The sequence below is a fragment of the Pseudarthrobacter sp. 01T43 genome, from assembly GCF_056398665.1.
On record NZ_JBFTPV010000019.1, the window covers coordinates 38,238 to 62,682 of the forward strand.

Below are 24,445 nucleotides of genomic sequence, written 5' to 3' on the forward strand. Positions count from 1 at the left end.
TACAGCAATGGATGACACAAAGGCGACGGCGGACGGGGCCTGGCCAGCCGTCCTTATTGCGGGCATCGCGGCGGCCATGCACATTTGGAAACTTCCGGCCGCGCTGGCGGGCATCCAGGCGGATCTCGGCACCTCACTGGTACAGGCCGGGCTGCTGCTCGGGATCATCCAGCTGGCCAGCGTGGTCGGCGGCCTGGCCACGGCAGTGGGCGGTGAGATGGCCGGCCTGCGCCGGCTACTCATCTCCGGACTCGTGCTGCTCAGCGCCGCCTCCGCCCTGGGTGCTGCCGCCCCGAGCACCGGATGGCTAATGGCAGCCCGCACACTGGAGGGCATCGGCTTTCTGCTGGCCGTTGTGGTCGCCCCTGCCCTGATCCGCAAGGTGACCTCGCCGCGGCGTCTCAATGTTGCACTGGCCAGCTGGGCCACGTTTCAGGGAACGGCCACGCTGCTCGGCCTGTCCGCAGGTGCCCTGTTCCTGCAGGCCGCGGGCTGGCGCGAATGGTGGCTGGTGATGGCTGTCCTGACGCTGCTCCCGGTGCCGCTGCTGCTCCGCCGGGTGCCCAAGGACGTGGCCCCCGCCGAGGCAGGGCTCCGCCCGGCACTCCGCAGGGTGGGCCGCACCATCGCCACGCGCAGGCCCTGGATCGTTGGGGTGGTGTTCGCCTGCTACACGGCGCAGTGGATGGCGGTCCTCGGGTTCTTACCGTCAATTTACCGGTCAGCCGGGCTCGACGGTCCGTGGCCGGGCATTCTCAGCGCCATGGTCGGAGGGGTGAACGCGATCGGGGCCCTCAGCGCCGGACCACTGATCCAGCGCGGCCTGTCCGAGCGGAAGATTATCTGTTGGACCTTCCTGTCGATGGCCGCCGCATCCGTGGCCACGTTCGCCGTCGGCTGGGAGAGCATCGGGAATGGCATCATCGTCCAGGTTGTCCTCATCGCGCTGTTTTCCGCCGTCGGGGGCCTCATCCCTGCCGCAGTGACGAGCTACTCGGTGCGCATAGCGCCCGCGGACGGTTCTGTAGCCGCCGTGCTGGGGCTGACGCAGCAGATCTTCAACGTGGGAAACTTTCTGGGGCCCATGCTCTTCGCCCTGCTGGCCACCACCACCGGCGGCTGGGGCACCACGTGGTGGCTGACGTGCGGCCTGAGCACTCTGGGAATGGTTCTGCTGGTGTTCCTGGGACGGGCCGACGGCGTTAGCCTCGCCGGTGCGCGACGCTCCGAAAAGTGGCTTTCCACCCAACGGAAAGCTCAAATGTAAGGCCCGTCACACGAGCATAAAGTCGAGGAAACGCCGGCGAAACCGGCAAAGACTCCCCTTCAACGATTGGGCAAACCGTGTCTGAAACTCGCCACATGACGCCGGGCTCCGCAACCTCCCGCGATCCCCGGACCTGGTCCCGGGCCAAACGCAACCGCTACGGCTGGTTCATGACGTTCAGCCTGCTTTTCCTGATGATGCTCAGCTGGGCGGACAAAGCAGTCCTGGGCATCGCGGCCGTCCCCCTGATGAAACAGCTGGGCATCACGCCCGAACAGTTTGGCCTGGTGGGCAGCGCCATGTTCCTGACCTTCGGCGTGGCCCAGATCGTTGCCGCCCCTATCGCAAACAAGGTATCCAGCAAGTGGATCCTGCTGGTCCTGTGCCTGCTGTGGTCCGTGGCGCAGGTTCCCATCCTGCTGTTCGCCTCGCTGCCCGCGCTCTGGGCAAGCCGTCTACTGCTCGGCGCCGGCGAGGGCCCACTGGCACCCGTTCTGATGCACGGCATTTACAAGTGGTTCCCCGAGAAGAAGGGCGCCACCCCCGCGGCGCTGGCATCTTCGGGCGTGACGTTGGGCATTGTGGCGTTCGCCCCGGTGCTGGCTTGGGTCATCGGACAATTCGGGTGGCAGACCGCCTTCGCCGTGCTGGCCAGTGTGGGACTCGTCTGGTCCATCTTCTGGTTCATCGTGGGCAAAGAAGGCCCCTACACGAGCCGGAAGGCTGAACAGGAACTTGACGGCGTCGCCCCGGAAGAGACACCTGTAGTGGCCGAAGCCAAGGTCCGTTACTGGCGCACCATTCTTTCTCCGAGTTGGATCTTCGCAGTCCTGGCATCCTTCTTCGGCTACTGGACCTTCACCCTGGCCATGTCCTGGGGCCCGGCATACTTCCAGAACGTCCTCGGCTTCAGCGGTCAGCAGGCCGGCACCATGATCGCCCTGCCCGCAGCCTGGGGCACTATTGCCACTGTGGGCCTGAGCGCCCTGACCCAGCGACTGCACCTGAAGGGCGTTCCCACCAGAAAAGCCCGCGGCTGGGTACTCGGCGCCGCCGGGACCTTCGCCGGCGCCTGCCTTGTAGGGGCAACGATGACAACCTCCCCCATCCTGTCAGTCGCCCTCATGGTCTTCGGCTTCGGCACCGCGCCTGCACTCTTCGCCATCACTTACCTGGTGGTGGCAGAACTAACCACCATCGGCCAGCGCGGCGCGAACCTTTCCATTGCCAACGCCGTCCTCACCACAGGCGGCGTGTTCGCACCGGCGGTGTCCGGATTCCTGATCGGCGGCGCAGCCACCCCGGCAGATGGTTACCGTGCGGCGTTCGCCCTGGCCGGAGGTCTCATGCTGACGTTCAGCGTCCTGGCCCTCGTGTTCGTCAACCAGCAGCGCGACCGCCGCCGGCTCGGCCTTGACGTAGCCGCCGGCTTCTCACTCGAGGCGGCCGCCCCTGCCGCCGGAGCCGAGGCAGTTCCATTAGCGGAAGTCACTAAGGCCTGAGACAACACTCCTGGAAGGCAGCTGGCGGAGGCGCAAACCCGGCCTCCGCTAGCCGCCTGAGCTGAAGAACAAACAAGGACACCGAAGGAACCACCCATGGAAAATTTCGACGCCCGCAGCGGCGGTGGAAGAGCCGGCATGTCCGGCCGGATCCTGGGCGGCGGCACCGAACCGGACCCCAGGTTCACTCTGGCAAATGAACGTACGTTCCTTGCGTGGATCCGGACATCCTTGGCTTTACTCGCCGGCGGTGTCGCCGTGGAGGCCTTCATGGCCGATTTATTCGGCCCTGAAATGCGCAAAACGGTCGCCGTCCTGCTCCTCGTTCTTGCGCTCCTCATCGGCGGGGGCTCATTCTTTCGATGGCTGAATATCGAACGATGCATGCGCCGCAATGCCCCGCTTCCACTGCCGTGGATTGCCCCGGTCCTGGCAACCGGCGGGGGCCTTGTCGCCGCCATCATGACGGTCTTCGTCCTCGTCCGCCCCGTCTAATCCATGCCTTCACCGTCTGAAACGCCAATCCATGGCGACCCCGGGCTCCAGCCGGAACGCACAGACTTGGCCTGGGGACGCACCACCCTGTCCCTGACGGTCGCATCCGCCATCTTCCTGCGATGGATGCCGCACCATGGCTGGTTCGCCGGCACCCTCGTAGCGGCCTCCACCTTTACGGCCCTGGCCATCAACGTCACCCGCAAGCGGAGATTTCACCGCGCTATCGAGGGCATCAACCAAGAAGCAATTACGCCCGACATTGCGTCGGTCGCCGCCGTCGCGGCCAGCGTGATCGTCCTAGCCGGTTTGGGAATCGTCACCGTCCTGTTCATCCCTATTCAGCAATGAGCCGGACCGGAATAGCTGCGCATGGCTTCAGGCCGCCATTCCGGGAACGGCACCCACTGTCAGTCCTTGCCCTTCCGGTGCACGCCGATCAGCGTTTCCAGCGGAATCCGGGCGGTGGCCCGCTCGATCTGGGCCGAGATGCCCTTGAGGACGGGGAGGTGCCGGGTCATGGTGGAGGCGTGGGACGTCGGCAGCACCAGCCCGAGGCCAGCGCCGATCCTGCCTGTATGGAACACCGGGACGGCGATGGAACACGAGCCCAGCCGCACTTCCTCCAGGGTGGTGGCGTAACCCTGCGCCCGGATCTGGGCCAGCTCCTCGGCGAACTTCCGGGGGTCGATGTGGGTGTGCGCGGTGGGCCGTTCGAGGTCCCGGTTCAGGTAGGCGTCGCGGACCCAGTCGTCTTCGAACGCGAGGATGACTTTCCCGACGGCGGTGGCGTGCATCGGCAGCCGGCCGCCTACGCGGGAGGCCCGGGGAACGCGTTTGGAGCCGTAAACCCGGTCAATGTAGAGGACTTCGTGCCCGGCACGGACCGCCAGGTGCGCGGTCTCACCGGTTAGGGAGAACAGGTCCTGCACGTACGGCTGGGCAGCGTCGCGCAGTTGGCGGCCGGTGTTCTGGGCGAGTTCCCACAGCCGGATGCCCAGCTGGTAGCGCCCGTTGGGTTCGCGCGAAAGGAAGCCCCAGTCCGCCAGTTCGTTCACCAGGCGGTGCGTGGTGCTGAGCGGCAACCCGGATTTCTCGGCAATGTCCGTCAGGCTCAGTGCGCCGCGCGAACTCTCAAAAGCCTCCAAAATGGCGAGCACCTTAGACGTCACGGTGCGTCCCGGCTCACGGCTGCCGCCGGCCATGGTGACCTCCTCGTTTCCGGACGCGCCTGTCAGTGTCCGGATTCGAGTCTAGATGGGTGTCAGGCTGTCGTCCCGCCCGCGCTGAGAAGCCGCTGGCGCTGCGGCCACTCCGTGACGGATTCCAAGGCGGACAGCGCCCGCGCCATGGCCTTTGCCTCGTCGGTGAACAGATGGCCGTGCACACGTTGGCTGCACAGCCGCAGCGCCTGCCCCCGGTCCAGGCCGAACCAGTCCATCACCGTGTCGATGCCGTGCGGGCTGAGCCGCCAGGTCTTGTCCGCGTCCTTGACGATCGCGTCCTCGATGGAGAGCGCCTCGCGGCGGGAGTCATGGCCGTCGATGATCCCCAGAATTGGGGGGATCTTCACTACGTCGTAGTTGCATTCCGCGAGGATTTCAGCCGCCAGCCGGGCACCCTCCTTCTCATGCAGCAGGACGAGGTCCGGCCTGCCGCCGCCGGGCGCGATCGCCTGCAGGACCTCCGACGGCGGCACCTGGGACCAGCCGATGTCGTGCAGCATGATCGCTGGAAGCGCGACGCCGGCATCCGCTTCCGGATGCGCGGCCAGCAGAGCGCTGGCCAGTCCGAAGGCGTAGAGGGTGTGGGCATCATTGTTCCGCACACGGAGCAAAGGGGCAGCGAATTCCCACAGGGCAGCGAGATGGGGGTCCAGGGCAATCACACCGTCAGGCTCCGCCTCGATACTCGCCGAGACATCCTGTCCAAAGTGGTTGGCCGTTGCGTGCAACTTGGTCATGCTGCAACCCTGTTCCGTCGAGGGGTGCGGTGGCAACCAAAGCTCCCACTCAGCGGAAGCCGCATGGAGGTCCGGTGTAGTACGTCATCGCCTCAAGCAACACGACAAGGTTCCCCGACGCCACTTAAATGCCCGGTCAGGTCCGCCCGCAGCGGACCAGTCACAAAAAATCGCTCCAAAAGACTCCACGCGCGCCTACGCCTGATATAGCGTAGCCACTATGGCGCCAGGACACCCTGGGCACCATAGCAATCCGCAGCAATGTAGCCCACGGGTTGTCGACTGTAAGGTTCGTTCGAGCAAAGGATGATCATGGCCGTTTCAATTGAGCTTGGCAAGAAACTCGACAAGGACTACGAGAACAAAAGCCTGACAGAAATTCTTGACGCCCCGCCGTCCGCGCTGGCTGGCCTGACAGAGAAGCACGACGAAATTCTCGCCGGAATGGGCATCAAGACCGTCCGCGACCTCGGCAGCAACAAGTACTTTGCGGTGGCAGGCGTCTTGGTGGCCCTGTCCAACCACACTGGCTAACTCCTTCAAACAACCAGCAGAAGTCCGGCCGGATCAGGTTTTCCGGCCGGACCTTCCTATGGGCGGAGCTGCCCCCATCGGCTTTAGCCGATCAGCGCCAGCACGGCTCCCGCGCCCACAACGCCGCCTGCCTCTGCCCGCATGTCGGTGATGGTCCCGCCGCGGTGAGCGGCAATCTGGGTTTCCATCTTCATCGCCTCAAGCACCACGACGGGGTCCCCCGCGGAGACCTCGGCACCCGGCTCCACCAGCCACTTAACTACGGTGCCCGCCATGTCCGCCCGCAGCTCGCCGGGATCGGCGGACCCGGCGGCAACGCCGCCGTCGTAGTCCCCTGCCAGCTGAACGCCCGCCGCAACGCCGGCACCGGAGCGCGCCCAGCCATCCAACAAGGAAGCGGGAAGCCCGACGGCGAGGCGCCGGCCATCGACGTCAACGGTGATGGTGCGCCGCGCACCGTCCGGAACGGACGTGCCGAACTCCGGATCCGCCGCGATGGAATCCGCGAAGTCAGTCTCAATCCAGCGCGTGTGGATCCCGAAAGCCGTTTCGGACGTGAAGTCCGGTGCCTCAACCACGGCGCGGTGGAACGGCAGGACGGTGGCCACGCCGGTGATCTCCATTTCTGCGAGGGCCCGGCGGGCACGGCGAAGAGCCTGCTGCCGGTCGGCGCCGGTCACGATCAGCTTGGCCAACAGGGAATCGAACTGCGGCGCCACGATGGAGCCGGAGCGGACCCCGGAGTCCAACCGGATGCCCGGGCCGGTGGGCCCGCTGAACGTGGCGATGGTCCCGGGCGAGGGCAGGAAGCCGCGGCCCACATCCTCCGCGTTGAGCCGGAATTCGAACGAATGGCCGCGCGGTTTGGGATCAGCGGTGAAGCGCAGCGGCTCGCCCGCGGCAATGTGGAACTGCTCCTGGACCAGGTCCACACCGGTGGTCTCCTCGGTGATGGGATGCTCCACCTGCAGGCGGGTGTTCACCTCCAGGAACGCGACGGTGCCGTCGGCCGCCACCAGGAATTCCACCGTCCCGGCCCCCGCGTAGGAGGCCTCGCGGCACACTGCCTTGGCGGCGTCGTAAATCTGCCGGGTCTGCTCTTCGGTCAGGAAGGGGGCGGGCGCCTCCTCCACCAGCTTCTGGTGCCGGCGCTGCAGCGAGCAGTCGCGCGTTCCCACCACCACCACGTTGCCGTGCTGGTCCGCCAGGACCTGCGCCTCGACGTGCCGGGGCCGGTCCAGGTACCGCTCCACAAAGCACTCGCCTCGGCCGAAAGCTACCACCGCTTCGCGGACCGCCGAATCGAAGGACTCCTCGATCTGGTCCATCTCGCGGACCACCTTCAGCCCGCGCCCGCCTCCGCCGAAGGCCGCCTTGATGGCGATGGGCAGGCCGTGCTCTTCGGCAAACGCGCGCGCCTCGGCAGGCGAAGCCACCGGGCCTTCGCTGCCGGCCACCAGCGGGGCGCCGGCGCGGACGGCGATTTCGCGGGCTGTGATCTTGTTGCCGAGCTGCCGGATGGCCTCCGGGCTCGGCCCGATCCAGGTGAGGCCGGCGTCGAGGACGGCCTGGGCGAACTCCGCGTTCTCGGACAGGAAGCCGTAGCCGGGGTGCACCGCGTCCGCCCCGGATTTCGCGGCCACGCGCAACAGGTTGGCAATATCCAGGTACGTTTCCGATGGCGCGTTGCCGCCCAGGCTGTAGGCCTCGCTGGCGGCGGAGACGTGCAGTGCGTCGGCATCCACGTCCGCGTAGACGGCCACGGATTCGAGCCCGGCGTCCTCGCAGGCGCGGGCGATGCGGACGGCGATTTCTCCGCGGTTGGCGATCAGGACCTTGCGCATCAGTTGCTCACTTTGTCTGGGAATCGTTGGTCTGGACGTCTTTTGTCCGGGAAATGTCGGCGGAAGAGTCGGCGGGCAGCCCATACCCGGGCGCCCACCGGAACCGGATGGAACCGCCGATGGGGATCTGCGCGGCAAGGTCCAGCTGGTGGTCCACCACCACGCCGATCACGGGGTAGCCGCCGGTGATGGGGTGGTCGGCAAGGAACAGCACGGGCTGGCCTTCCGGCGGGATCTGGAGCGCTCCGGCCATGGTMCCCTCACTGGCCAGTTCCCCGTCCCGGCTCCGGGTCAGCGGCTCCCCGTCCAGGCGCATACCCACCCGGTTCGAGCGTGGCGTCACCGCCCAGTCCTGGCTGCACAGTGATTCCAGTGCGGCGGCGTCGAACCAGTCGCCGCGGGGTCCGGGCACAATGTCCAGGACCGTCACACCGGCATCCGGGAAGTCCGGCTGCAGCTCGGGATTGCCCACCACGTTGGAGGACGTGGCCGCGCCCGCGGCCAGAAGTTGCCCGGCGGCCAGTGGTGCAGGCCCGATTCCGGACATGGTGTCTGTGGACCTGCTGCCCAGCACCGCTTCGGCCGCCGCACCGCCGCGGATGGCCAGGTACGTGCGGAAGCCGCGCTCGGGCGCGCCGATGGTCAGGATTTCGCCGTCGAGCAATGCGAACGCTGTGGCCATGGGCACCTCACGCACCTGTTCGGACTGGTCAGTTTCTTCGTCTTCGGACGCGTCGGAGTCGGGAACGTCCGAGGGCGTCCCAACAGTCAGTGCCGACGGCGCCCCGGCCACCGCCAGAACCTGGTCCCCCACGGCCTGCACACGCAGCCCGCCGGCAACTGATTCGACGACGGCGGCTGACGGCTGGTTGCCCACAATCCGGTTCGCGCGGCGCAGGGAGCCACGGTCCAGTGCACCGGCTGAGGACACACCCAGCCCGGCGTGGCCTGGCCGCCCCAGGTCCTGGATCAGGCTCTGCAGGCCGGGCGACAGGATCCGCAGGCCGGACTTATTGTCAGCATCGGCAGCAGCCCGCACTTGGGAGCCAGCCGTCTCGGACTGGGTCGCCGCAACTTCCACGAGCTCCCGCACGGCCCGGAACTGCACCCGGTCTCCGGGGGCGGCCAGGGCAGGCTGCTCCCGGCCGAGGTCCCACATGTGTGCGGCGGTGCGGCCGATCAGCTGCCAGCCGCCCGGCGACTTCCGTGGATACACTGCCGCATAGTTGCCGGCCAGCGCCACGGAACCGGCGGGGACGGCGGTCCGGGGTGAGCTCCGGCGCGGGACTTCCAGCACCTGGTTTTCCCCCACCATGTAGCCGAAGCCGGGGGCGAAGCCGCCGAAGGCAACAGTCCAGACCTGCCCGGTATGGGCGGCCACCACTCCCTCAGTCCCCAGGCCGGTGAGCCGCCCCACCTCAGCGAGGTCCTCGCCGTCGTACACGGTATCGATGGTGACCAGCTTCCCCTCCGCATGCGACTGGACCGTCAGGTCCAGCGCCAGCAGCAGCGAAGCCATCCGGCGCGCGGAGGAGGGCGAATCGGCCCTGACCATCACCGTTTCGGCGGCGGCCAGGACGTCAATCTGGCCGGGCAGCGGCTGCTCAAGCAGGAGGGCCTGCAGGGCCAGGACATCGTGGAGCCCGGAGAGTTCGGCGAGCACCGCCGTCGTACCTACCGTCCTTACGGACAAAACGCGGGCGGCGAGCACCCGGGCAGCCGTGGCGGGGTTACTGACTGTTTCCATGGGGATCAGGCCGCGCCGCTCAGGCGGGGCTGCCCTGGACGTTGTCGTGGAGCAGGCGGAGGTCCGCTTCCGGCTGCGGATCGCGGCCCAGGCGCATGCCCACGATGGTAATGACGGCCGTCAGCGCGATGTAAATGGCGATCAAGTACCAGCCGCCGGACGCCGCACCGTAGAGGGCTGTGAAGATCAGCGGGGCCACGGCGCCGCCAACAACGCCGGCCAGGGTGTAGGCCAGCGAGCTGCCGGCATAGCGGAGGCGGGCCGGGAACTGCTCGGTGATGAAGGCGGCCTGCGGGCCGTACATAAAGGCGTGCAGGGCCAGGCCGATCACCACGCCGATGGTCAGCATCACCACGGATTTGCCCGCGATCATCAGGAAGAACAGCGGAATGTAGAGGGCGGTTGCCGCCGCGGCAATGCCGTAGACCCAGCGCCGGTTGAAGCGGTCCGTGAGGGCGCCGGCTGCCGGGATCAGGAAGAGCTGGAACGCTGAGCCGATGAGGATGGCGGCCAGCACGTTGCCTGTGGTCATGCCCAGCTCCTTGGTGGCGTAGACGGCCACAAAAACGGTGAACAGCGCGTAAAGGACGTCGGGGCAGAGACGGGACAGGGCTGCGGAAATCAGGGCCCTGGGTTCGGTGGTGAAGACTTCCTTGATCGGTGCCTTGGGACGGTCGCCGTGCGCCTGGATGGCCTTGAAAACCGGGGTTTCCTCAAGCCTGAGGCGGATCAGCAGGCCAAAGACCACCAGGATTGCCGAGGCGAGGAAGGCCACGCGCCATCCCCAAGACAGGAAGGCTTCGGTGCTGAGGGTAGCGGCAAGGATGGCCAGGACGCCGTTGGCCATCAGGTTTCCGGCGGGCGGACCGATCTGAGCAGCGGAGGACCAGAAGCCGCGCTTGTTGGGATCGCCGAATTCGCTGGACAGCAGCACCGCACCGCCCCATTCGCCGCCGACGCCGATGCCCTGGGCCAGGCGCAGCAGCACCAGGATGACGGGGGCCGCGACGCCGATGACGGAGTAGTCCGGCAGCGCACCGATGAGCACGGTTGCGACGCCGATCAGCACCAGGGTGAACACCAGGACGTATTTGCGGCCCACCTTGTCGCCCAGGCGGCCGAAGATCACGCCGCCGATCGGGCGGGCCAGGTAGCCCACCGCGAAGGCGGAGAAGGAGAGGAGGAGCCCCACGAATTCATCGTTGGAGGGGAAGAAGATCTTGGGGAACACCAGGGCCGAAGCCACCGAGTAGATGGCGAAGTCGTAGTATTCGAGCGAGGTGCCGGTGAGGCTGGCGACGTACGCCTTGAGGGCACCGCGCGGCGGCTTCCTGGCTGCGGGCTTCGCTGCCTTGTTCATGCTGGTCATGGGTTCCTCCGGGGGTGAGGGTGGTGCGGGGTTCGGGTGGTGCGGGGGCCGGGTGCGGCGGGCCGGTGCGGCCGTGGAAGGGGGCTGGGCAGTACGGGCTAGGCGAACGAGCTGATGCCGATACCGGCGTCGCCGAGAGCGGACTTCACTGCAGTGGCCATGGCTACGGCCCCGGGTGAGTCACCATGCACGCAGATGCTTTCCGCGCGGATTTTAAGGATGGAACCGTCAATGGTCCTGACAGAGCCCTCGGTTGCCATCCTTAATACATGCTCCGCCACTTCGGCGGTGTCGTGAAGGACCGCGCCCGGAATTGAGCGGGAGACGAGCGTTCCGTCGGTGTTATAGGCACGGTCCGCGAAGGCTTCGCTCACCGCCCTCAGGCCGGCTTTTTCTGCGAGCCGCAGGACTTCCGAGCCCGGCAGGCCCATGATCGGGAGGCTGGGGTCCACCGACTTGACGGCGTCGACGACGGCCTGCGCCTGGGCAGTGTGCGTCACGATGGCGTTGTACAGGCCGCCGTGCGGCTTCACGTACCGGACCCGGGCTCCCTCGACTGCTGCGAGAGCCTGCAGCGCGCCGATCTGGTACACAACGTCGGCGGCCAGTTCACTCGGACTGATGTCCAGGAAACGGCGGCCGAAGCCGGCGAGATCGCGGTACCCGACGTGGGCGCCGATGGTGACGCCGGCGGCGGCCGCGTCGCGGCAGGTGCGGCGGATGACGCTGGGATCACCGGCGTGGAATCCGCAGGCCACGTTGGCGCTGGAGACGGAGGCGAACATCGCCGCGTCATCGCCCAAGGTCCAGCGTCCGAAGGACTCGCCGACGTCGCTGTTCAGGTCGATGGTTGTCATTTGTGATCCCCGTCTCATTGAGTGGTTCTACTAGGATGCACTAAATTCAGCGATTGTTCAACAATCCTTCGATTCAACGATGTGACGATCGTGTAAATTCTCGGGTATGGCCACTTCACATCCGACCGTCCGCAGCGCAGCTGGGCGCCTTCGTGTTGCCGTACCGTCAGTGGCGGAGCGGGTAGCGTCTGAACTTCGCCTGCAGCTGGCAGAAGGGGCCCTGATTCCCGGGGCGCGCCTCACCGAGTCCACCATCGCCGAGGACCTCGGGGTCTCGCGGAACACTGTCCGGGAGGCATTTGCCGAGCTGGCGAGCGAACGGTTGGTGGTCCGGCACCCCAACCGGGGTGTCTTTGTGGCGAGCCTCGGAGCTGGCGATATCCATGACGTCTATACGGTCCGGCGTGCCATCGAAGTAAGCTCGCTCCGCGGCGGCGGCAGCCCCGAGGTTGTGGCCGCGGTCCGGGCAGCCGTGGAGGAAGGCAAACGCGCTGCGGCAGACGGCGACGATGACGCCGGCGGCACGGCCAACCAGCATTTCCACGGTGCAATCGTTGCCCTGGCCGGGAGCCCGCGGCTGAACACCATCATGGCCCAGGTGCTGGCCGAGATGCGCCTGTTTTTCCACAAGGCCACCGCCGACGCGCTGTTTTACCAGCGTTACCTGCCGGACAACGAGGCGATCTGCGAGGCGCTGGAGGCAGGCGAACTGGACCGTGCCGCAGACCTCCTGCTGGCATACCTGGACCGCTCCGAGGAGAACCTGGCCGACGTGCACGCGGAAGCGGCCGACGCTGGCTAAACCGTCGGCCGCTTTGCAGCAAGCTACTTCGCTGATGGCACGGGGGCGCTACTTCGACGCGGGCACCGGGGCGGCAACCTGATCTGTGGCCGGGCCGGCGTCCGCTGCTGCACCGGGGGCGGGTTTGACCTTAAGGCGCTTGCCGATGGCCGCTCCGCCGCCCTTGCCGCTGCGGTTCTTGTTGAAGATGTCGAAGCCGACGGCGAGGAGCAGCACCAAGCCCTTGATCAGCTGTTGGTAGTCCGTGCCGAGGCCCAGGATGGACATGCCGTTGTTCAGGACTCCCATGATCAGGCCGCCGATCATGGCTCCGGCCACGGTGCCGACGCCGCCCTGGACCGCCGCGCCGCCGATGAACGCCGCGGCGATGGAGTCGAGCTCGAAACCGGTGCCGCCGGCCGGTTGCGCGGAGTTGAGCCGGGCGGTGAACACCAGGCCGGCGAGTGCGGCCAGCACGCCCATGTTCACAAAGAGGCGGAACGTGACTGCTTTGGTCTTGATGCCGGACAGCTCCGCCGCGTGCAGGTTCCCACCGATGGCGTAGGTGTGCCGGCCAAAGACGCTGTTGTTCATCAGTGCCGTGTAGACGATCACCAGGACCGCAAGCACAATCAGGACGATCGGGGTGCCGCGGTAGCTGGCAAGCAGGAAGGTGATGATCAGCATCAGCAAGGCAATGAACGCGGTCTTGATGACGAACCAGGTCATTGGTTCATTCTCAAGATCGAACTTCTTCCGGATCCGGCGTTCCTTGACCGCCTGGATCACCAGGGCCAGGGTGGCGCCCACGCCCAGGATGACCGTGAGCCACTCCAGCACTGACGTGCCGCCGGAAATGTCCGGCAGGAAGCCGCCGCCCAGGGCCCGCAGCTCGGCCGGGAAGGGCGTGATCTGCTGGTTCTTGAGGGTGATCAGGGTCAGGCCGCGGAAGATGAGCATCCCGGCGAGGGTGACGATGAAGGCGGGAATCCCAACGTAGGCAATCCAGTAGCCCTGCCACGCACCAACCAGTGCGCCGACCAGCAAACAGGCGGGGATGGCAATCCACCAGGCCCAGCCCCAGTGCACGATCATGACACCGGCCACCGCGCCGATGAAACCAGCAATTGATCCCACCGAAAGGTCGATGTGGCCGGCGATGATGACCATCACCATGCCGATGGCCAGAATCAGGATGTAGCTGTTCTGGACCACCAGGTTGGTGACGTTCTGCGGCTCCAGCAGGATCCCGTCAGTCAGGACCTGGAACAGCAGGACGATCAGGATCAGGGCGACAAAGATGCCAACCTGGCGGAGGCGGCTTGTGAGGAAGCCCAGGGATTCTCGGAGGGCGGACATGTTCGCTATTCCTTCTCTTTGGTCATGAAATGCATGAGGGTTTCCTGCGATGCTTCGGCGATGGGAACCTCGCCGGTGATGTGCCCGGCGGACAGGGTGTAGATCCTGTCGCAGATACCCAGCAGCTCGGGCAGTTCGGAGGAAATCACGATGACTGCCTTTCCTTCCGCGGCCAGCTTGGCGATGATCGTGTAGATTTCAAACTTCGCGCCGACGTCGATCCCGCGCGTGGGTTCATCGAGGATCAGCACGTCCGGATCGGAGAACATCCACTTGCTCAGCACCACTTTCTGCTGGTTGCCGCCGGACAGTTTGCCCGTGATGGCCGCCACCGACGGCGCCTTGATGTTCATGCTCTTCCGGTAGCCGTTGGCTACGACGGTTTCCTGGTTCTTGTCCACCCAGCCACGCTTGACCAGCTTGGGAAGGGCGGCCATGGACACGTTCCGCTTGATGTCCTCGATGAGGTTCAGGCCATAGCGTTTGCGGTCCTCGGTGGCGTAGGCGATCCCATGCTTGATGGCGGCGGAAACGGTGCCGGTGTTGATTTCGATGCCGTGCTTGAAGACTTTGCCGGACGTTGCGGTGCCGTAGCTGCGGCCGAACACGCTCATGGCCAGCTCTGTCCTGCCGGCGCCCATCAGCCCGGCAAGGCCAACCACTTCGCCCTTGCGGACGTTGAGGCTGGCGTTGGTGACCACCATCCTGCTGTGGTCCTGCGGGTGCCGGACGGACCAGTCCTCGATCCGCAGGACTTCCTCGCCGATCCGGGGAGTGCGGTCCGGGTAGAGGCTCTCAAGGTCGCGGCCAACCATTCCGCGGATGATGCGTTCCTGCGTGATCCCGCCGTCGCCCAGGCGGAGGGTTTCGATGGTCTTGCCGTCACGGATGATGGTGACGGCGTCAGCCACCTTGCGGATCTCGTTGAGCTTATGGCTGATGATGATGGATGTGACGCCCTGGCCTTTGAGGTGCAGAATCAGGTCCAGCAGGTGGCCCGAGTCCTCATCGTTGAGGGCCGCCGTGGGTTCGTCGAGGATGAGGAGCTTGACCTCCTTCGACAGCGCCTTGGCGATCTCCACGAGCTGCTGCTTGCCCACGCTGATCTGCTGCACGGGGGTGACAGGGTTTTCGCTCAGCCCCACCCGGGCCAGGAGTTTAGCGGCCTCCAGGTTGGTCTTGCGCCAGTCCACCCAGCCGCGGTTGGCCTGCTCGTTGCCGAGGTAGATGTTCTCCGCGATCGACAGGTAGGGGCTCAGGGCCAGTTCCTGGTGGATGATCACGATGCCGCGCTTCTCGCTGTCGCTGATGCTGGCGAAGTTGCAGGTTTCGTTTTCGAACAGGATGTCGCCGTCGAAGGAGCTGTGGGGGTAGACACCGGACAGCACCTTCATCAAGGTGGATTTTCCGGCACCGTTCTCGCCGCAGATGGCGTGGACCTCGCCACGGTTTACCTGCAGGGTGACGTCCTGGAGTGCCTTCACGCCCGGGAAGGTCTTGGTGATTCCTCGCATTTGAAGAATGGGTGTGTTCATCGCCAATTCTCACTGACTGGTAGTACCTGGGACCGCCTGCGGCTGCAGGGGGTCTACGGGAAGGGCGGCGGCCAGGACCCGACGGCGGGCCGCCGCCCTTCGACGGGCTACTTGACGTCGGCCTCGGTGTAGTAGCCGGAGTCGATGAGTTCCTTTTTGTAGTTATCTGCCGTGATGATCACGGACTTGAGCAGGTAGGCCGGGACCACCTTGACCTTGTTGTTGTAGGTCTTGGTGTCGTTGACCTCGGGCGCCTGGCCCTTCAGGAGGGCGTCCACCATCTTGACGGCCTGGGCGCCCAGCTGGCGGGTGTCCTTGAAGATCGTGGAGTACTGCTCGCCGGCGGTGATGGACTTGACGGAACCCTTTTCAGCATCCTGGCCGGTGACGATCGGCAGGCTTCCCTTGGCGTAGCCGCCGGTGCTGGTCAGGGCGGAGATGATGCCGATGGAGAGGCCGTCATACGGTGAGAGGACGCCGTTGAGCTTGGTGCCGGAGCTGTAAGCGGCCGTGAGGATGTCTTCCATGCGCTTCTGGGCCACGGGGGCCTGCCAGCGCAGGATGGCTGCCTGCTCGAACTTGGTCTGTCCGCTGGGGACCTTCAGGGTGCCGGCATCAAGGTACGGCTGGAGGGTATCCATGGCACCGGTCCAGAAGAAGTTGGCGTTGTTGTCATCCGGGCTGCCGGCGAAGAGCTCCACGTTGAAGGGACCCTTGCCGTCCACCTTCTTGCCGGCGGCATCAACCAGGCCCAGGCCGGTCAGCAGCGACGTGGCCTGCTGCACGCCCACGGTGTAGTTATCGAAGGTGGTGTAGAAGTCCACGTTCGGTGTGCCGTTGATGAGCCGGTCGTAGGCGATGACCTTGACGTTCTGTTCCTTCGCCTTGGCGAGGACGTCGGTGAGCGTGGTGCCGTCAATGGCCGCCACGATCAGGGCTTTGGCGCCCTTGGTGAGCATGTTCTCGATCTGCGCCACCTGCGTGGGGATGTCATCGTTGGCGTACTGCAGATCGGCCTTGTAGCCGAGCTTGGCAACGGAGTCGGAGACGTTCTTGCCGTCCGCGATCCACCGCTCCGACGTCTGCGTCGGCATCGAGATTCCCACCAGGGAGCCGGCAGCATCGCCGGAGGCAGCGGGCTCGGCTGCCGTGCCACCGCGGCTGCCGCAGCCGGTGGCCCCGACGGTCACAGCGAGGACAACCGCAACGGTGCCCAGGAGTTTCCTGATCTTCACAATTTTCTCCTTCCGCGGGCCCGTGGTCCGCGAAGTTGCTGATCGCAGCCCTGCACGTCGTTGTGCCCCCTGCGGGGCGGGTAACAGCGGGAGGAATGCGTAGGTCTGGATGGAACGGAGTTGAGCCGGCTAACCAACGCCGGCAAATTGTTATCGCTAACAACAGGGTCAAACATAGCTTCTCAGTGCATGTGAGTCAACGCACATTCGGCGTTTATCTTAGACCGATCCGCAGCACGCCCCCGCGCGCGGCGGACACGTCAAGTGGCAAAAACGCGCCAATCCGCGTGGTGCGAGGCTCCGCGTTCAAGCCGCAGCAGGTCCGTGCCGCTGTTGAACGCGTCCGGCGGGCAGGTCATCGGTTCGACGGCGAGCCCCAGCCGCGTGGGCAGCGGCGGTTCCGTGTCCCCGGTGTAGAGCTGAATCCAGGTGCAGCTGCGGTCCCAGGCCATCCCCACGCCGGTGCCGCCCGGGTCCCGGACCATCACGCACGCCTGCCCCTCGCCGTCGAACGCTATATCGGTGAAGGCGTGGTCGATCGCCGTGGGGCCGATGGGGCGGGCGGCGCGGAAGTCGTAGTCGTGCCCCGCGACCGGGCGGGTGGCGAGCGGCAGCAGCCTGTCGGCCGTCACCTCAAGGAACGTGCCTGCGGGAATCTCCAGGCTCCATTCGTCCAGTGGTGCCGGCCCCGCCAGCAGATAGGGGTGCGGGCACACCCCGTACGGTGCGGCCCGCTCCCCCACGTTGGCGGCGGTCACCGTGGTGTGCAGGCCGTCGCCGTCCAGCCGGTACTGGGCGGTGATGGTCAACGCGAACGGGTAGCCCGGCGTCGGCCCGATGCTACAGGAGAGCGTGAGAGCAGATTCGGTCCGGGTCTCCAGCGTCCAGTCGAGCTCTGGCGTGAAGCCGTGCAGGGCGCACTGCCTGTCCGGCTCGTTGACCGGCACCTGGTAGTCGATGCCGTCGAACGTGTACTTCCCGTCGGGGATCCGGTTCGGCCAGGGCCCCACGATGACGCCGCGGAACTCCGGGTTGGGCCCGCTGGCAGGGAACGGGACCACGAGGTCCCGCCCCCGGTGCCGCAGCACCCGCACGGCCGCTCCCCGCGCGGTGATCAGCGCGGTGTAGTCCCCATGCCGGAGCCCGTATTCGGTCACAGGCCGCCGGCCAGCTTGTAGTAGGCGGCGTTCCAGGCGAGTTCCTTCTTGAAGCCCCGGATGGTGGTGCCCTCGTCGATGGTGAGCAGTTCAGTTTGGGCGATCTCGGCGAAATCCTCGAACACGTCCATCCCGACGGCGGTGCTCAGGACGGTGTGGTGAGCCGCGCCGGCCGTCAGCCAGGCCGCGGCGGACGTCGCGAAGTCCGGCTTCGGGGCCCACAGGGCACGGGCCACCGGCAGGTTGGGCAGCGGCTCGTCCAGGTCAACGACGTCGACGGCGTTGGCCACCAGGCGGAAGCGGTCGCGCATGTCGGACAAGGCAACTACAACACCCGGGCCGGCGTCGGTGTCGAAGACCATCCGCACGGGGTCTTCCTTGCCGCCGATGCCCAGCGGGTGGATTTCGACGCGCGGCTTCCTGGCGGTCAGGGAGGGGCAGACCTCGAGCATGTGGGCGCCCAGGATCTTCTCGGCGCCCGGCTCCAGGTGGTACGTGTAGTCCTCCATCAGCGAGGCACCGCCGGGCAGTCCCGCACCCATGACCTTGGCGGCGCGGACCAGGATGGCGGTCTTCCAGTCGCCCTCGGCGCCGAAGCCGTAGCCGTCGGCCATGAGCCGCTGGACTGCCATGCCGGGCAGCTGCCGCAGTTCGCCCAGGTCCTCGAAGGAAGTGGTGAAGGCCGCGGAGCCGTTGGCCTCCAGGAAGCTGCGCAGTCCCAGCTCAATGCTGGCGCTGTAGCGCAGCGACTCGTGGCGGGCACCGCCCTTTTGGAGCTCGGGGACCACCTCGTAGAGGCGCTCGTACTCTGCAACCAGGGCGTCGACGTCGGACTCTGCAGCGCCGTGCACCGCATCGGCGAGTTCATTGACGGACCAGGTGTTGACCGAGACGCCGAAGCGCAGCTCCGCCTCGGTCTTGTCGCCCTCGGTGACGGCGACGTTGCGCATGTTGTCACCGAAGCGGGTGAGCTTCAGGCTCCGGACGGCAGCCCAGCCGGCCGAGGCGCGCTGCCAGGATCCCACCTGACGGGAGACCTCGGGGTTGGACACGTGCCCCACCACTGTCTTTCGCGGAATGCCGAGCCGCGACTGGATGTAGCCGAACTCCCGGTCGCCGTGCGCGGCCTGGTTCAGGTTCATAAAATCGAAGTCAATGTCCGCCCACGGCAGGTCCCGGTTGGCCTGGGTGTGCAGGTGCAGCAGCGGCTTGCGGAGCAGGTCCAGGCCCTGGATCCACATCTTGGCCGGGGAGAAGGTGTGCATCCAGGCTGTCACACCGATCACGGAATCGTCCGAGTTCGCCTCCAGGGCGGTGCGGCGGATGGCGTCCGAGTCGGTGAGCACGGGCTTCCAGACGATCTTGACCGGAACATCCGAGGATTCGTTGAGGGCGGCGGCAATCTCCTGGGACTGCGCGGCCACCTGTTTCAGGACATCTTCGCCGTAGAGGTGCTGGCTGCCGGTGAGGAACCAGACCTCGTACTGGCCGAGCGACGTTGTGTTGGCGGATGTGTTGGTGGCGTTGGGCATGTTTTCTCCAGCTGAAGTAAAAGGGCGACGGCGGTGGGTGGCCTGGCGGGCAGTTGTTCGGCCTGGCGGGCCGGGTAGTGGGCCTAGCGGCCGTAGACGTTCTGGTAGCGGTCGTACAGGGAGTCGATCTGGGCCGGGTCGATCGGCAGGGGCTCACCAAGCTGGCGGGAAATATGGACGGTCCGGGCCACTTCCTCACACATGACCGCGGCCTTCACCGCCGCGCGGGCGTCCTTGCCGATGGTGAACGGTCCATGGTTCTGCATCAGGACGGCCGGCGAGGTGGAGTTCTTCAGCGTCTCCACGATGCCCTGGCCAATGGAGTCGTCCCCGATCAGCGCGAAGGGACCCACCGGGATGGAACCGCCGAACTCGTCGCCCATCATGGTGAGGACGCACGGGATCGCTTCGCCCCGCGCCGCCCAGGCCGTGGCGTAGGTGGAGTGCGTGTGGACCACACCTCCGACGTCGGGCATGTTGCGGTAGACGTATGCGTGCGCGGCGGTGTCCGACGACGGCGACAGCGGCGGGTTGCCCCAGTGGATAGTGCCGCCGCTGCCGATGTTGCCGCCACTGACCGGCGTGCCATAGAGGTCGGTGACCACCAAGAGCTCGGGGCGCAGGTCGGCGTAGGAAACCCCTGACGGTTTGATGACCATCAGGTCATGGCCGGGTACCCGTGCGGACACGTTGCCTGCCGTCCAGACCACCAGCTCGTAGCGCGTCAGTTCGGCGTGCAGGGCRCACACCTCGGCCCTTAGTTGGGCGATGGATTCCAGCAGCGCGCTCATGCGGACACCCCGGCGGTGAGGAGGCGGCGGGCGGACCGGCGCTGGATGGCTTTGAGTCGGTGCATCACATCGTTGGTGCCGCGGCCGAAGTAGTCGTGCAGCGCGCGGTATTCCTGGAACAGTTCCTCGTAGGCGGCAACGTTTTCCGGGATGGGCGTGTAGACGGCGCCTGGTTCGGAGCCCATAGCGGCGGCGGCTGCGCGGATGTCCGGGTACCGGTTGGCGGCCACGGCGGCGTGGATGGCGGAGCCGAGGGCCGGGCCCTGGGTTGAGCCGATGGTGGAGAGCTGAAGGCCGGTGATGTCGGCGTAGATCTGCATGAGGAGCCCGTTCTTTACCAGGCCGCCGGCCACGATGAATTCCTTGACGGGCACGCCGGAATCGCGGAACGCGTCCACGATGGTCCGGGTGCCGAAGGCGGTGGCTTCCAGCAGGGCGCGGTAGGTGTCTTCCGGCCGCGTGGCGAGGGTCTGGCCCACCACCACGCCGGAGAGTTCGTGGTCCACCAGCACGGATCGGTTGCCGGAGTGCCAGTCCAGGGCGATGAGCCCGTGTTCGCCGATGGCCTGGCTGGCGGCGAGTTCGGTGAGGTATTCGTGGATGCCTTCGCCGCGGGCAGCGGCGGCCTGGTGGTACTCCGGCGGGACGCCGTTCTCGGTGAACCAGCCGAAGATGTCTCCAACACCGGACTGGCCGGCTTCGTAGCCCCACAGGCCGTCCACGATGCCGCCGTCCACCACGCCGCACATGCCCGGGACTTCGTGCAGTTGGGTGCCGTTCATGACGTGGCAGGTGGAGGTGCCCATGATGGCCACAAGCTGTCCGGGCTCCACGGCCCGGGCGGCCGGGGCGGTGACGTGGGCGTCCACGTTGCCTACCGCCACCGCGATCCCCTCGGGCAGGCCGGTCCAGGCGGCGGCTTCGGCCGTGAGATAGCCCGCGGCGTCGCCCAGCCGGCCGATGGTGTGCTCCAGTTTGGTGCTGACGAAGTCCTTGAATTGCGGGTTTAGGACGGCCAGGAAGTCCTCGGAGGGGTAGCGGCCGTCCTGGTAGATGCCCTTGTAGCCGGCGGTGCAGGCGTTACGGACGTAGTTGCCGCAGAGCTGCCAGACGATCCAGTCGGCGGCCTCCACCCAGTGGTCCATGGCGGCGTAGGCTTCCGGGTCCTCTTCCAGGAGCTGCAGTCCCTTGGCGAAYTCCCATTCGGASGAGATGAGCCCGCCGTAGCGCGGCAGCCAGGWTTCKTYGCGCTCGGCGGCGAGYGCGTTGATGCGGTCCGCCTGCGGCTGCGCAGCGTGGTGGCGCCAGAGTTTCACGTAGGCGTGCGGCCGGTTGGCGAACCCGTCCAGTTCGTTCAGCGGCGTGCCGTCCGCCTTGACGGGCACCATGGTGCATGCGGTGAAGTCGGTGGCAATGCCGACGACGGCGGCTGGGTCGATCTCGGCGTCGGCGATCGCCGCGGGGACGGCGTGGCGGAGGACGTCGCGGTAGTCGTTGGGCACCTGGAGTGCCCATTCCCCGGGAAGCCGGGCGGCGCCGTCGTCCGTTGCCTCCGCGGTATCCGCCGGAAGGGCATCTGTCAGCACCGCGTGCGGGTAGTCGAAGACGCCGCTGCCCAGCTCCTTGCCGTCACGGACCCGGACCACCACTGCCCGCCCGGAGAGCGTGCCGTAGTCCACGCCAATGACAAAGTTTTCGGTTTCGTCCACTGAGACGTCCATCAAATCCTCCAAGTTGATTTCGCAGCATTGCGAACTCCACTATTGTTAGCGCTAACAAACGGCCTGTCAAGGAATTGCTTCATTCGCGTTATTTCGAGTGGGCTCCGGGCCTCAGGGTTGGGGCGGCCGGGCGGCGGTGCTGGCGCGCACCACCAGCTCGGGGCCTACCACCAGGGTGCCGCCCGCGGCGCCGTCCTCGATCTGGGCGCGCATCAGGTCCATGCAGCGCCTGCCGAGTTCTTCAAAGTCCTGGCGGACAGTGGTCAGCGGGGGCATAAAGTACGCGGATTCGGGCTGGTCGTCGAAGCCAATCACGGACACGTCCTCGGGTACGCGGACGCCCTTCTCGCCGAACGCCCGCAGCAGTCCCAGCGCCATCTGGTCGTTGCTGACGAACACTGCAGTGGCCTCGCGCTGATCTGCCAGCTGCTGCCCGATCCGGTACCCGCTGCCCGCGCTCCAGTCGCCCTCGACCAGCAGGTCGTCGCCAAGCCCGGCTTCCGCCAATTCTTCGCGCCAGCCGTCAACACGGGCCTGGCCGTCAATCCAGTCCAGCGGCCCGGAGACGTGGCCAATGCGCTGGTGGCCAAGGCTGATCAGGTGGGCCACGGCCAGGCGCGCGCCGAGTTTCTGGTCCAGCATCACCCCGCACAGGTTCCCCTGGCCGGCTACGCCCACCACAATCACCGGCACATTCAACTTCAGGCCCTCCAGCACCTCCAGCGTCCCGTCGTGCGGGGCGATGACAATCAAGCCATCCGCGCCCTGGTCCGTCAGGTGGCGCACGGCATCGGAAATCGCATCAGACCCGGCCCCCCTGATCGCGGCAATGCTCACGAAATAGCCCGCCTCGCGGGCGGCCTGCTGGACGCCCAGGAGCGTATTCGCCGGACCATACTGACCCAATTCGGAGGCAAGGACGCCGATGGTCTGCGTGCGCCGGGTGACCAGGCTCCGCGCGGCTGTGTTGCGCCGGTAGCCAAGCTCGGCAATCGCCGCTTCCACACGCCCCCGCGTCGCCGCGCTGACATTCGGGTGATTGTTGATCACCCGCGAGACCGTTTGGTGGGAAACATTGGCCCTTGCTGCCACGTCCTCAAGCCGCGGCAGGCGCCGGTCGTGATTGTTCCCCATACGAGTTGCCTTTCCACAGTTTGCGGCACGTCCGCGTGACATCAAGTTACCCCAGGGCGGCGCCTTTTATATGGGCGTCCGGCGGACCGTGACCACGCACTCGGCTAGGCTGAACGGATGAAACGCCGCCTTGCAGCCCTGTCCGCCGTCCCCCTGCTGCTCCTGCTTTCCGCCTGCGGATCGGTCCAGGAAGCGGCCGGAAACGCCGCGAACGATGCCGCCTCCAAGGTGGCCACCGCCGCTTCTGACGAAGTCAAAAAGCAGGTCTGCTCCGCGGTGGAGGACGGACTGGTCAGCGCCTCGGACAAGGCCGTGCTGAGCGGACTCGTCTCCGCCGCCGACGCGGCCGGGGTGCCGGCGGAAATTACGACGCCGTTGGGCCAGATCGCCAAAGCCGGAGACCAGGTGCCGGCCGACTCGGTGGACGCGCACTGACGGAGGCGTGCGCGGCCTAAGCTCCACGGCGTCGTGACTGCCGGAGATCGAGTGCGGAAGCCTGGGAGTCCGTAACTGCGGCCGACTCCGGTTCGGCATGCCCATCAAGAGTCATCGCGCAGTGACCGTGTCCAATACGAGCCTAAAACTCAGAACAACTGGTCACATGTTGAAGGAGCCGGGTGTGTGATGCGCAGCGACAAGAGGCGGACTTTGCCTGCGCTAAATGGCGTCGCGGAATGGCCGGAAGTCGCGATACGCCAGTCGCGGACACTAGGCCCGCAGCGGACAACGCGCTATCGGAAGAGGCGTCCGCGATGAAGGTCGACTTCGCAGACAAGACCATCGGCGGGCAATCACAAGTCCGCCCGGGGAAACTTGCCATTCGCATTTTCGCCAAAGGCTGGGAAACGACGGGCTGCGGTTAGCCCACCGCCCATGCAAGGTCACTGACGGACATCTGGTTGTCATGCAGCGCAAGGATCAGCTGCACGCCGGTCGAGTCCGCGAGCATGGCAACATCTCCGTCGCCAACTCCACATAGCCGTCCACTTTCAGCCCCCTATCAGCTTCTATGTCATGGTGGCGAACATGAGGGCCATGGTGGCGGCGCCGAGGGCTTCGAGGGTGTGTTGTTTTCGGGGTGAGTGTTTTGGGGTTGTTTTGTTGGGGGGTGTGGTTGCCGGTTTCCGGTTGCGCAGCAGGAGGGCGGTGAAGATCAGTGCCGCGGTCGCGTAGATGATTGTCAGCGGGGTGGCGAGGCTGGGTAGGTGATCGAGGGGTGCGGTGGCTGTGGCGGGGTGTGTGTGGGGCATTGCGTGGTGGGCGTTGGGCAGTGGCATGGTGTCTGCGGGGCCGGTTCCGGGGCTGGTGATGTGGTTTGTCATCATGGTGATCATCAGGGCTGCGCCGGCCATGCTCATGCTGTGGTAGAGGCATTTGATCCGGCCTTGGCTGCCTGCGCAGAGTATTTTGAATTCGGGCCGGGCGACGGCCTGGATGATGAACCAGAGGGCTGCGCCGGTGAGGACGGCGATTTGGGCGAGCATGGTGGAGGGTGCGAGGTTCCAGAGCATGGCGGCCATCAGGAGGTTCATGAGGGCGTGGAGGGTGTTGTTGACCCGGTCGGTGAGCTGGTGTGGTTTGGTGGCCTGCAGGAGGTGGTAGCTTCCGCTGAGCAGCAGGAC

Annotated in this window: 22 protein-coding genes; 7 read left to right on the forward strand and 15 right to left on the reverse strand. The window is 66.3% G+C overall.

Annotated features, from left to right (window positions below):
* The first annotated feature begins 7 nt into the window (after positions 1 to 7).
* The 4 genes from AC1DIM_RS15395 to AC1DIM_RS15410 all read left to right on the forward strand — a co-directional run bounded on the left by AC1DIM_RS15395 (position 8) and on the right by AC1DIM_RS15410 (position 3,615).
* Positions 8 to 1,267, forward strand: a complete 1,260-nt coding sequence (locus tag AC1DIM_RS15395; protein ID WP_477711371.1) for an MFS transporter — start codon at positions 8 to 10, stop codon at positions 1,265 to 1,267.
* A gap of 95 nt (positions 1,268 to 1,362) precedes the next feature.
* Positions 1,363 to 2,769 carry an MFS transporter gene (locus AC1DIM_RS15400; protein WP_477711372.1) on the forward strand — a complete coding sequence of 469 codons (1,407 nt, stop codon included), beginning with the start codon at positions 1,363 to 1,365 and terminating at the stop codon, positions 2,767 to 2,769.
* A gap of 96 nt (positions 2,770 to 2,865) precedes the next feature.
* Entirely contained in the window at positions 2,866 to 3,264 is a 399-nt protein-coding gene (locus AC1DIM_RS15405) for a YidH family protein (RefSeq protein WP_477711373.1), read from the forward strand.
* 3 nt (positions 3,265 to 3,267) lie between these two features.
* The gene (locus AC1DIM_RS15410; RefSeq protein WP_477711374.1) at positions 3,268 to 3,615 is read left to right on the forward strand and encodes a DUF202 domain-containing protein; all 348 of its coding nucleotides are present in this window, start codon (positions 3,268 to 3,270) and stop codon (positions 3,613 to 3,615) included.
* Between the two features lie 59 nt (positions 3,616 to 3,674).
* Here the strand turns inward: AC1DIM_RS15410 and AC1DIM_RS15415 are convergent, their stop codons facing one another.
* The gene (locus AC1DIM_RS15415; RefSeq protein ID WP_477711375.1) at positions 3,675 to 4,469 is read right to left on the reverse strand and encodes an IclR family transcriptional regulator; all 795 of its coding nucleotides are present in this window, start codon (positions 4,467 to 4,469) and stop codon (positions 3,675 to 3,677) included.
* A gap of 59 nt (positions 4,470 to 4,528) precedes the next feature.
* Positions 4,529 to 5,227, reverse strand: coding sequence for an HD domain-containing protein (locus tag AC1DIM_RS15420; RefSeq protein ID WP_477711376.1), 699 nt, complete (start codon positions 5,225 to 5,227; stop codon positions 4,529 to 4,531).
* A gap of 312 nt (positions 5,228 to 5,539) precedes the next feature.
* On the opposite strand from AC1DIM_RS15420, the gene AC1DIM_RS15425 reads away from it, so the two are divergent.
* Positions 5,540 to 5,761: a hypothetical protein gene (locus AC1DIM_RS15425; protein WP_477711377.1), complete on the forward strand. Its 222-nt coding sequence runs from the start codon at positions 5,540 to 5,542 to the stop codon at positions 5,759 to 5,761.
* Positions 5,762 to 5,844: 83 nt separating this feature from the next.
* Here AC1DIM_RS15425 and AC1DIM_RS15430 read toward each other — a convergent pair whose 3' ends face one another.
* The 4 genes from AC1DIM_RS15430 to AC1DIM_RS15445 all read right to left on the reverse strand — a co-directional run bounded on the left by AC1DIM_RS15430 (position 5,845) and on the right by AC1DIM_RS15445 (position 11,578).
* Positions 5,845 to 7,605 (reverse strand): acetyl/propionyl/methylcrotonyl-CoA carboxylase subunit alpha, encoded by a 1,761-nt coding sequence (locus tag AC1DIM_RS15430; protein WP_477711378.1) that lies wholly within the window; start codon positions 7,603 to 7,605, stop codon positions 5,845 to 5,847.
* Between the two features lie 7 nt (positions 7,606 to 7,612).
* The gene (locus AC1DIM_RS15435) at positions 7,613 to 9,352 is read right to left on the reverse strand and encodes a 5-oxoprolinase subunit B/C family protein (protein WP_477711379.1); all 1,740 of its coding nucleotides are present in this window, start codon (positions 9,350 to 9,352) and stop codon (positions 7,613 to 7,615) included.
* Positions 9,353 to 9,371: 19 nt separating this feature from the next.
* Positions 9,372 to 10,721 (reverse strand): MFS transporter, encoded by a 1,350-nt coding sequence (locus tag AC1DIM_RS15440; RefSeq protein ID WP_477711380.1) that lies wholly within the window; start codon positions 10,719 to 10,721, stop codon positions 9,372 to 9,374.
* Between the two features lie 98 nt (positions 10,722 to 10,819).
* Entirely contained in the window at positions 10,820 to 11,578 is a 759-nt protein-coding gene (locus AC1DIM_RS15445) for a LamB/YcsF family protein (RefSeq protein WP_477711381.1), read from the reverse strand.
* Positions 11,579 to 11,684: 106 nt separating this feature from the next.
* Between AC1DIM_RS15445 and AC1DIM_RS15450 the strand changes: the two genes are divergently transcribed.
* Positions 11,685 to 12,380: a GntR family transcriptional regulator gene (locus AC1DIM_RS15450; protein WP_477711382.1), complete on the forward strand. Its 696-nt coding sequence runs from the start codon at positions 11,685 to 11,687 to the stop codon at positions 12,378 to 12,380.
* A gap of 48 nt (positions 12,381 to 12,428) precedes the next feature.
* Here the strand turns inward: AC1DIM_RS15450 and mmsB are convergent, their stop codons facing one another.
* The 8 genes from mmsB to AC1DIM_RS15490 form a co-directional block, all read right to left on the reverse strand.
* Positions 12,429 to 13,718 carry a multiple monosaccharide ABC transporter permease gene (mmsB, locus tag AC1DIM_RS15455; RefSeq protein WP_477711383.1) on the reverse strand — a complete coding sequence of 430 codons (1,290 nt, stop codon included), beginning with the start codon at positions 13,716 to 13,718 and terminating at the stop codon, positions 12,429 to 12,431.
* Between the two features lie 5 nt (positions 13,719 to 13,723).
* Positions 13,724 to 15,253 carry a multiple monosaccharide ABC transporter ATP-binding protein gene (gene mmsA, locus AC1DIM_RS15460; RefSeq protein ID WP_477711384.1) on the reverse strand — a complete coding sequence of 510 codons (1,530 nt, stop codon included), beginning with the start codon at positions 15,251 to 15,253 and terminating at the stop codon, positions 13,724 to 13,726.
* A gap of 107 nt (positions 15,254 to 15,360) precedes the next feature.
* On the reverse strand, positions 15,361 to 16,488 hold the full coding sequence (gene chvE, locus AC1DIM_RS15465) for a multiple monosaccharide ABC transporter substrate-binding protein (protein ID WP_477711385.1): 1,128 nt from the start codon (positions 16,486 to 16,488) through the stop codon (positions 15,361 to 15,363).
* 260 nt (positions 16,489 to 16,748) lie between these two features.
* The gene (locus tag AC1DIM_RS15470; protein WP_477711386.1) at positions 16,749 to 17,645 is read right to left on the reverse strand and encodes an aldose 1-epimerase family protein; all 897 of its coding nucleotides are present in this window, start codon (positions 17,643 to 17,645) and stop codon (positions 16,749 to 16,751) included.
* Entirely contained in the window at positions 17,642 to 19,177 is a 1,536-nt protein-coding gene (gene araA / locus AC1DIM_RS15475; protein WP_477711387.1) for an L-arabinose isomerase, read from the reverse strand. The genes AC1DIM_RS15470 and araA overlap by 4 nt, the downstream gene beginning before the upstream one ends.
* A gap of 83 nt (positions 19,178 to 19,260) precedes the next feature.
* Positions 19,261 to 19,968 carry an L-ribulose-5-phosphate 4-epimerase gene (locus AC1DIM_RS15480; RefSeq protein ID WP_477711388.1) on the reverse strand — a complete coding sequence of 236 codons (708 nt, stop codon included), beginning with the start codon at positions 19,966 to 19,968 and terminating at the stop codon, positions 19,261 to 19,263.
* Positions 19,965 to 21,689 carry a ribulokinase gene (gene araB, locus AC1DIM_RS15485; RefSeq protein ID WP_477711389.1) on the reverse strand — a complete coding sequence of 575 codons (1,725 nt, stop codon included), beginning with the start codon at positions 21,687 to 21,689 and terminating at the stop codon, positions 19,965 to 19,967. Before araB ends, AC1DIM_RS15480 begins: the two co-directional genes overlap by 4 nt.
* 111 nt (positions 21,690 to 21,800) lie before the next feature.
* Positions 21,801 to 22,823, reverse strand: coding sequence for a LacI family DNA-binding transcriptional regulator (locus tag AC1DIM_RS15490; RefSeq protein ID WP_477711390.1), 1,023 nt, complete (start codon positions 22,821 to 22,823; stop codon positions 21,801 to 21,803).
* A 117-nt stretch (positions 22,824 to 22,940) separates the two neighbouring features.
* On the opposite strand from AC1DIM_RS15490, the gene AC1DIM_RS15495 reads away from it, so the two are divergent.
* Positions 22,941 to 23,258 carry a hypothetical protein gene (locus AC1DIM_RS15495; protein WP_477711391.1) on the forward strand — a complete coding sequence of 106 codons (318 nt, stop codon included), beginning with the start codon at positions 22,941 to 22,943 and terminating at the stop codon, positions 23,256 to 23,258.
* Positions 23,259 to 23,830: 572 nt separating this feature from the next.
* Here the strand turns inward: AC1DIM_RS15495 and AC1DIM_RS15500 are convergent.
* On the reverse strand, positions 23,831 to 24,445 hold a 615-nt coding region (locus tag AC1DIM_RS15500), incomplete at its 5' end, for a DUF5134 domain-containing protein (protein WP_477711392.1).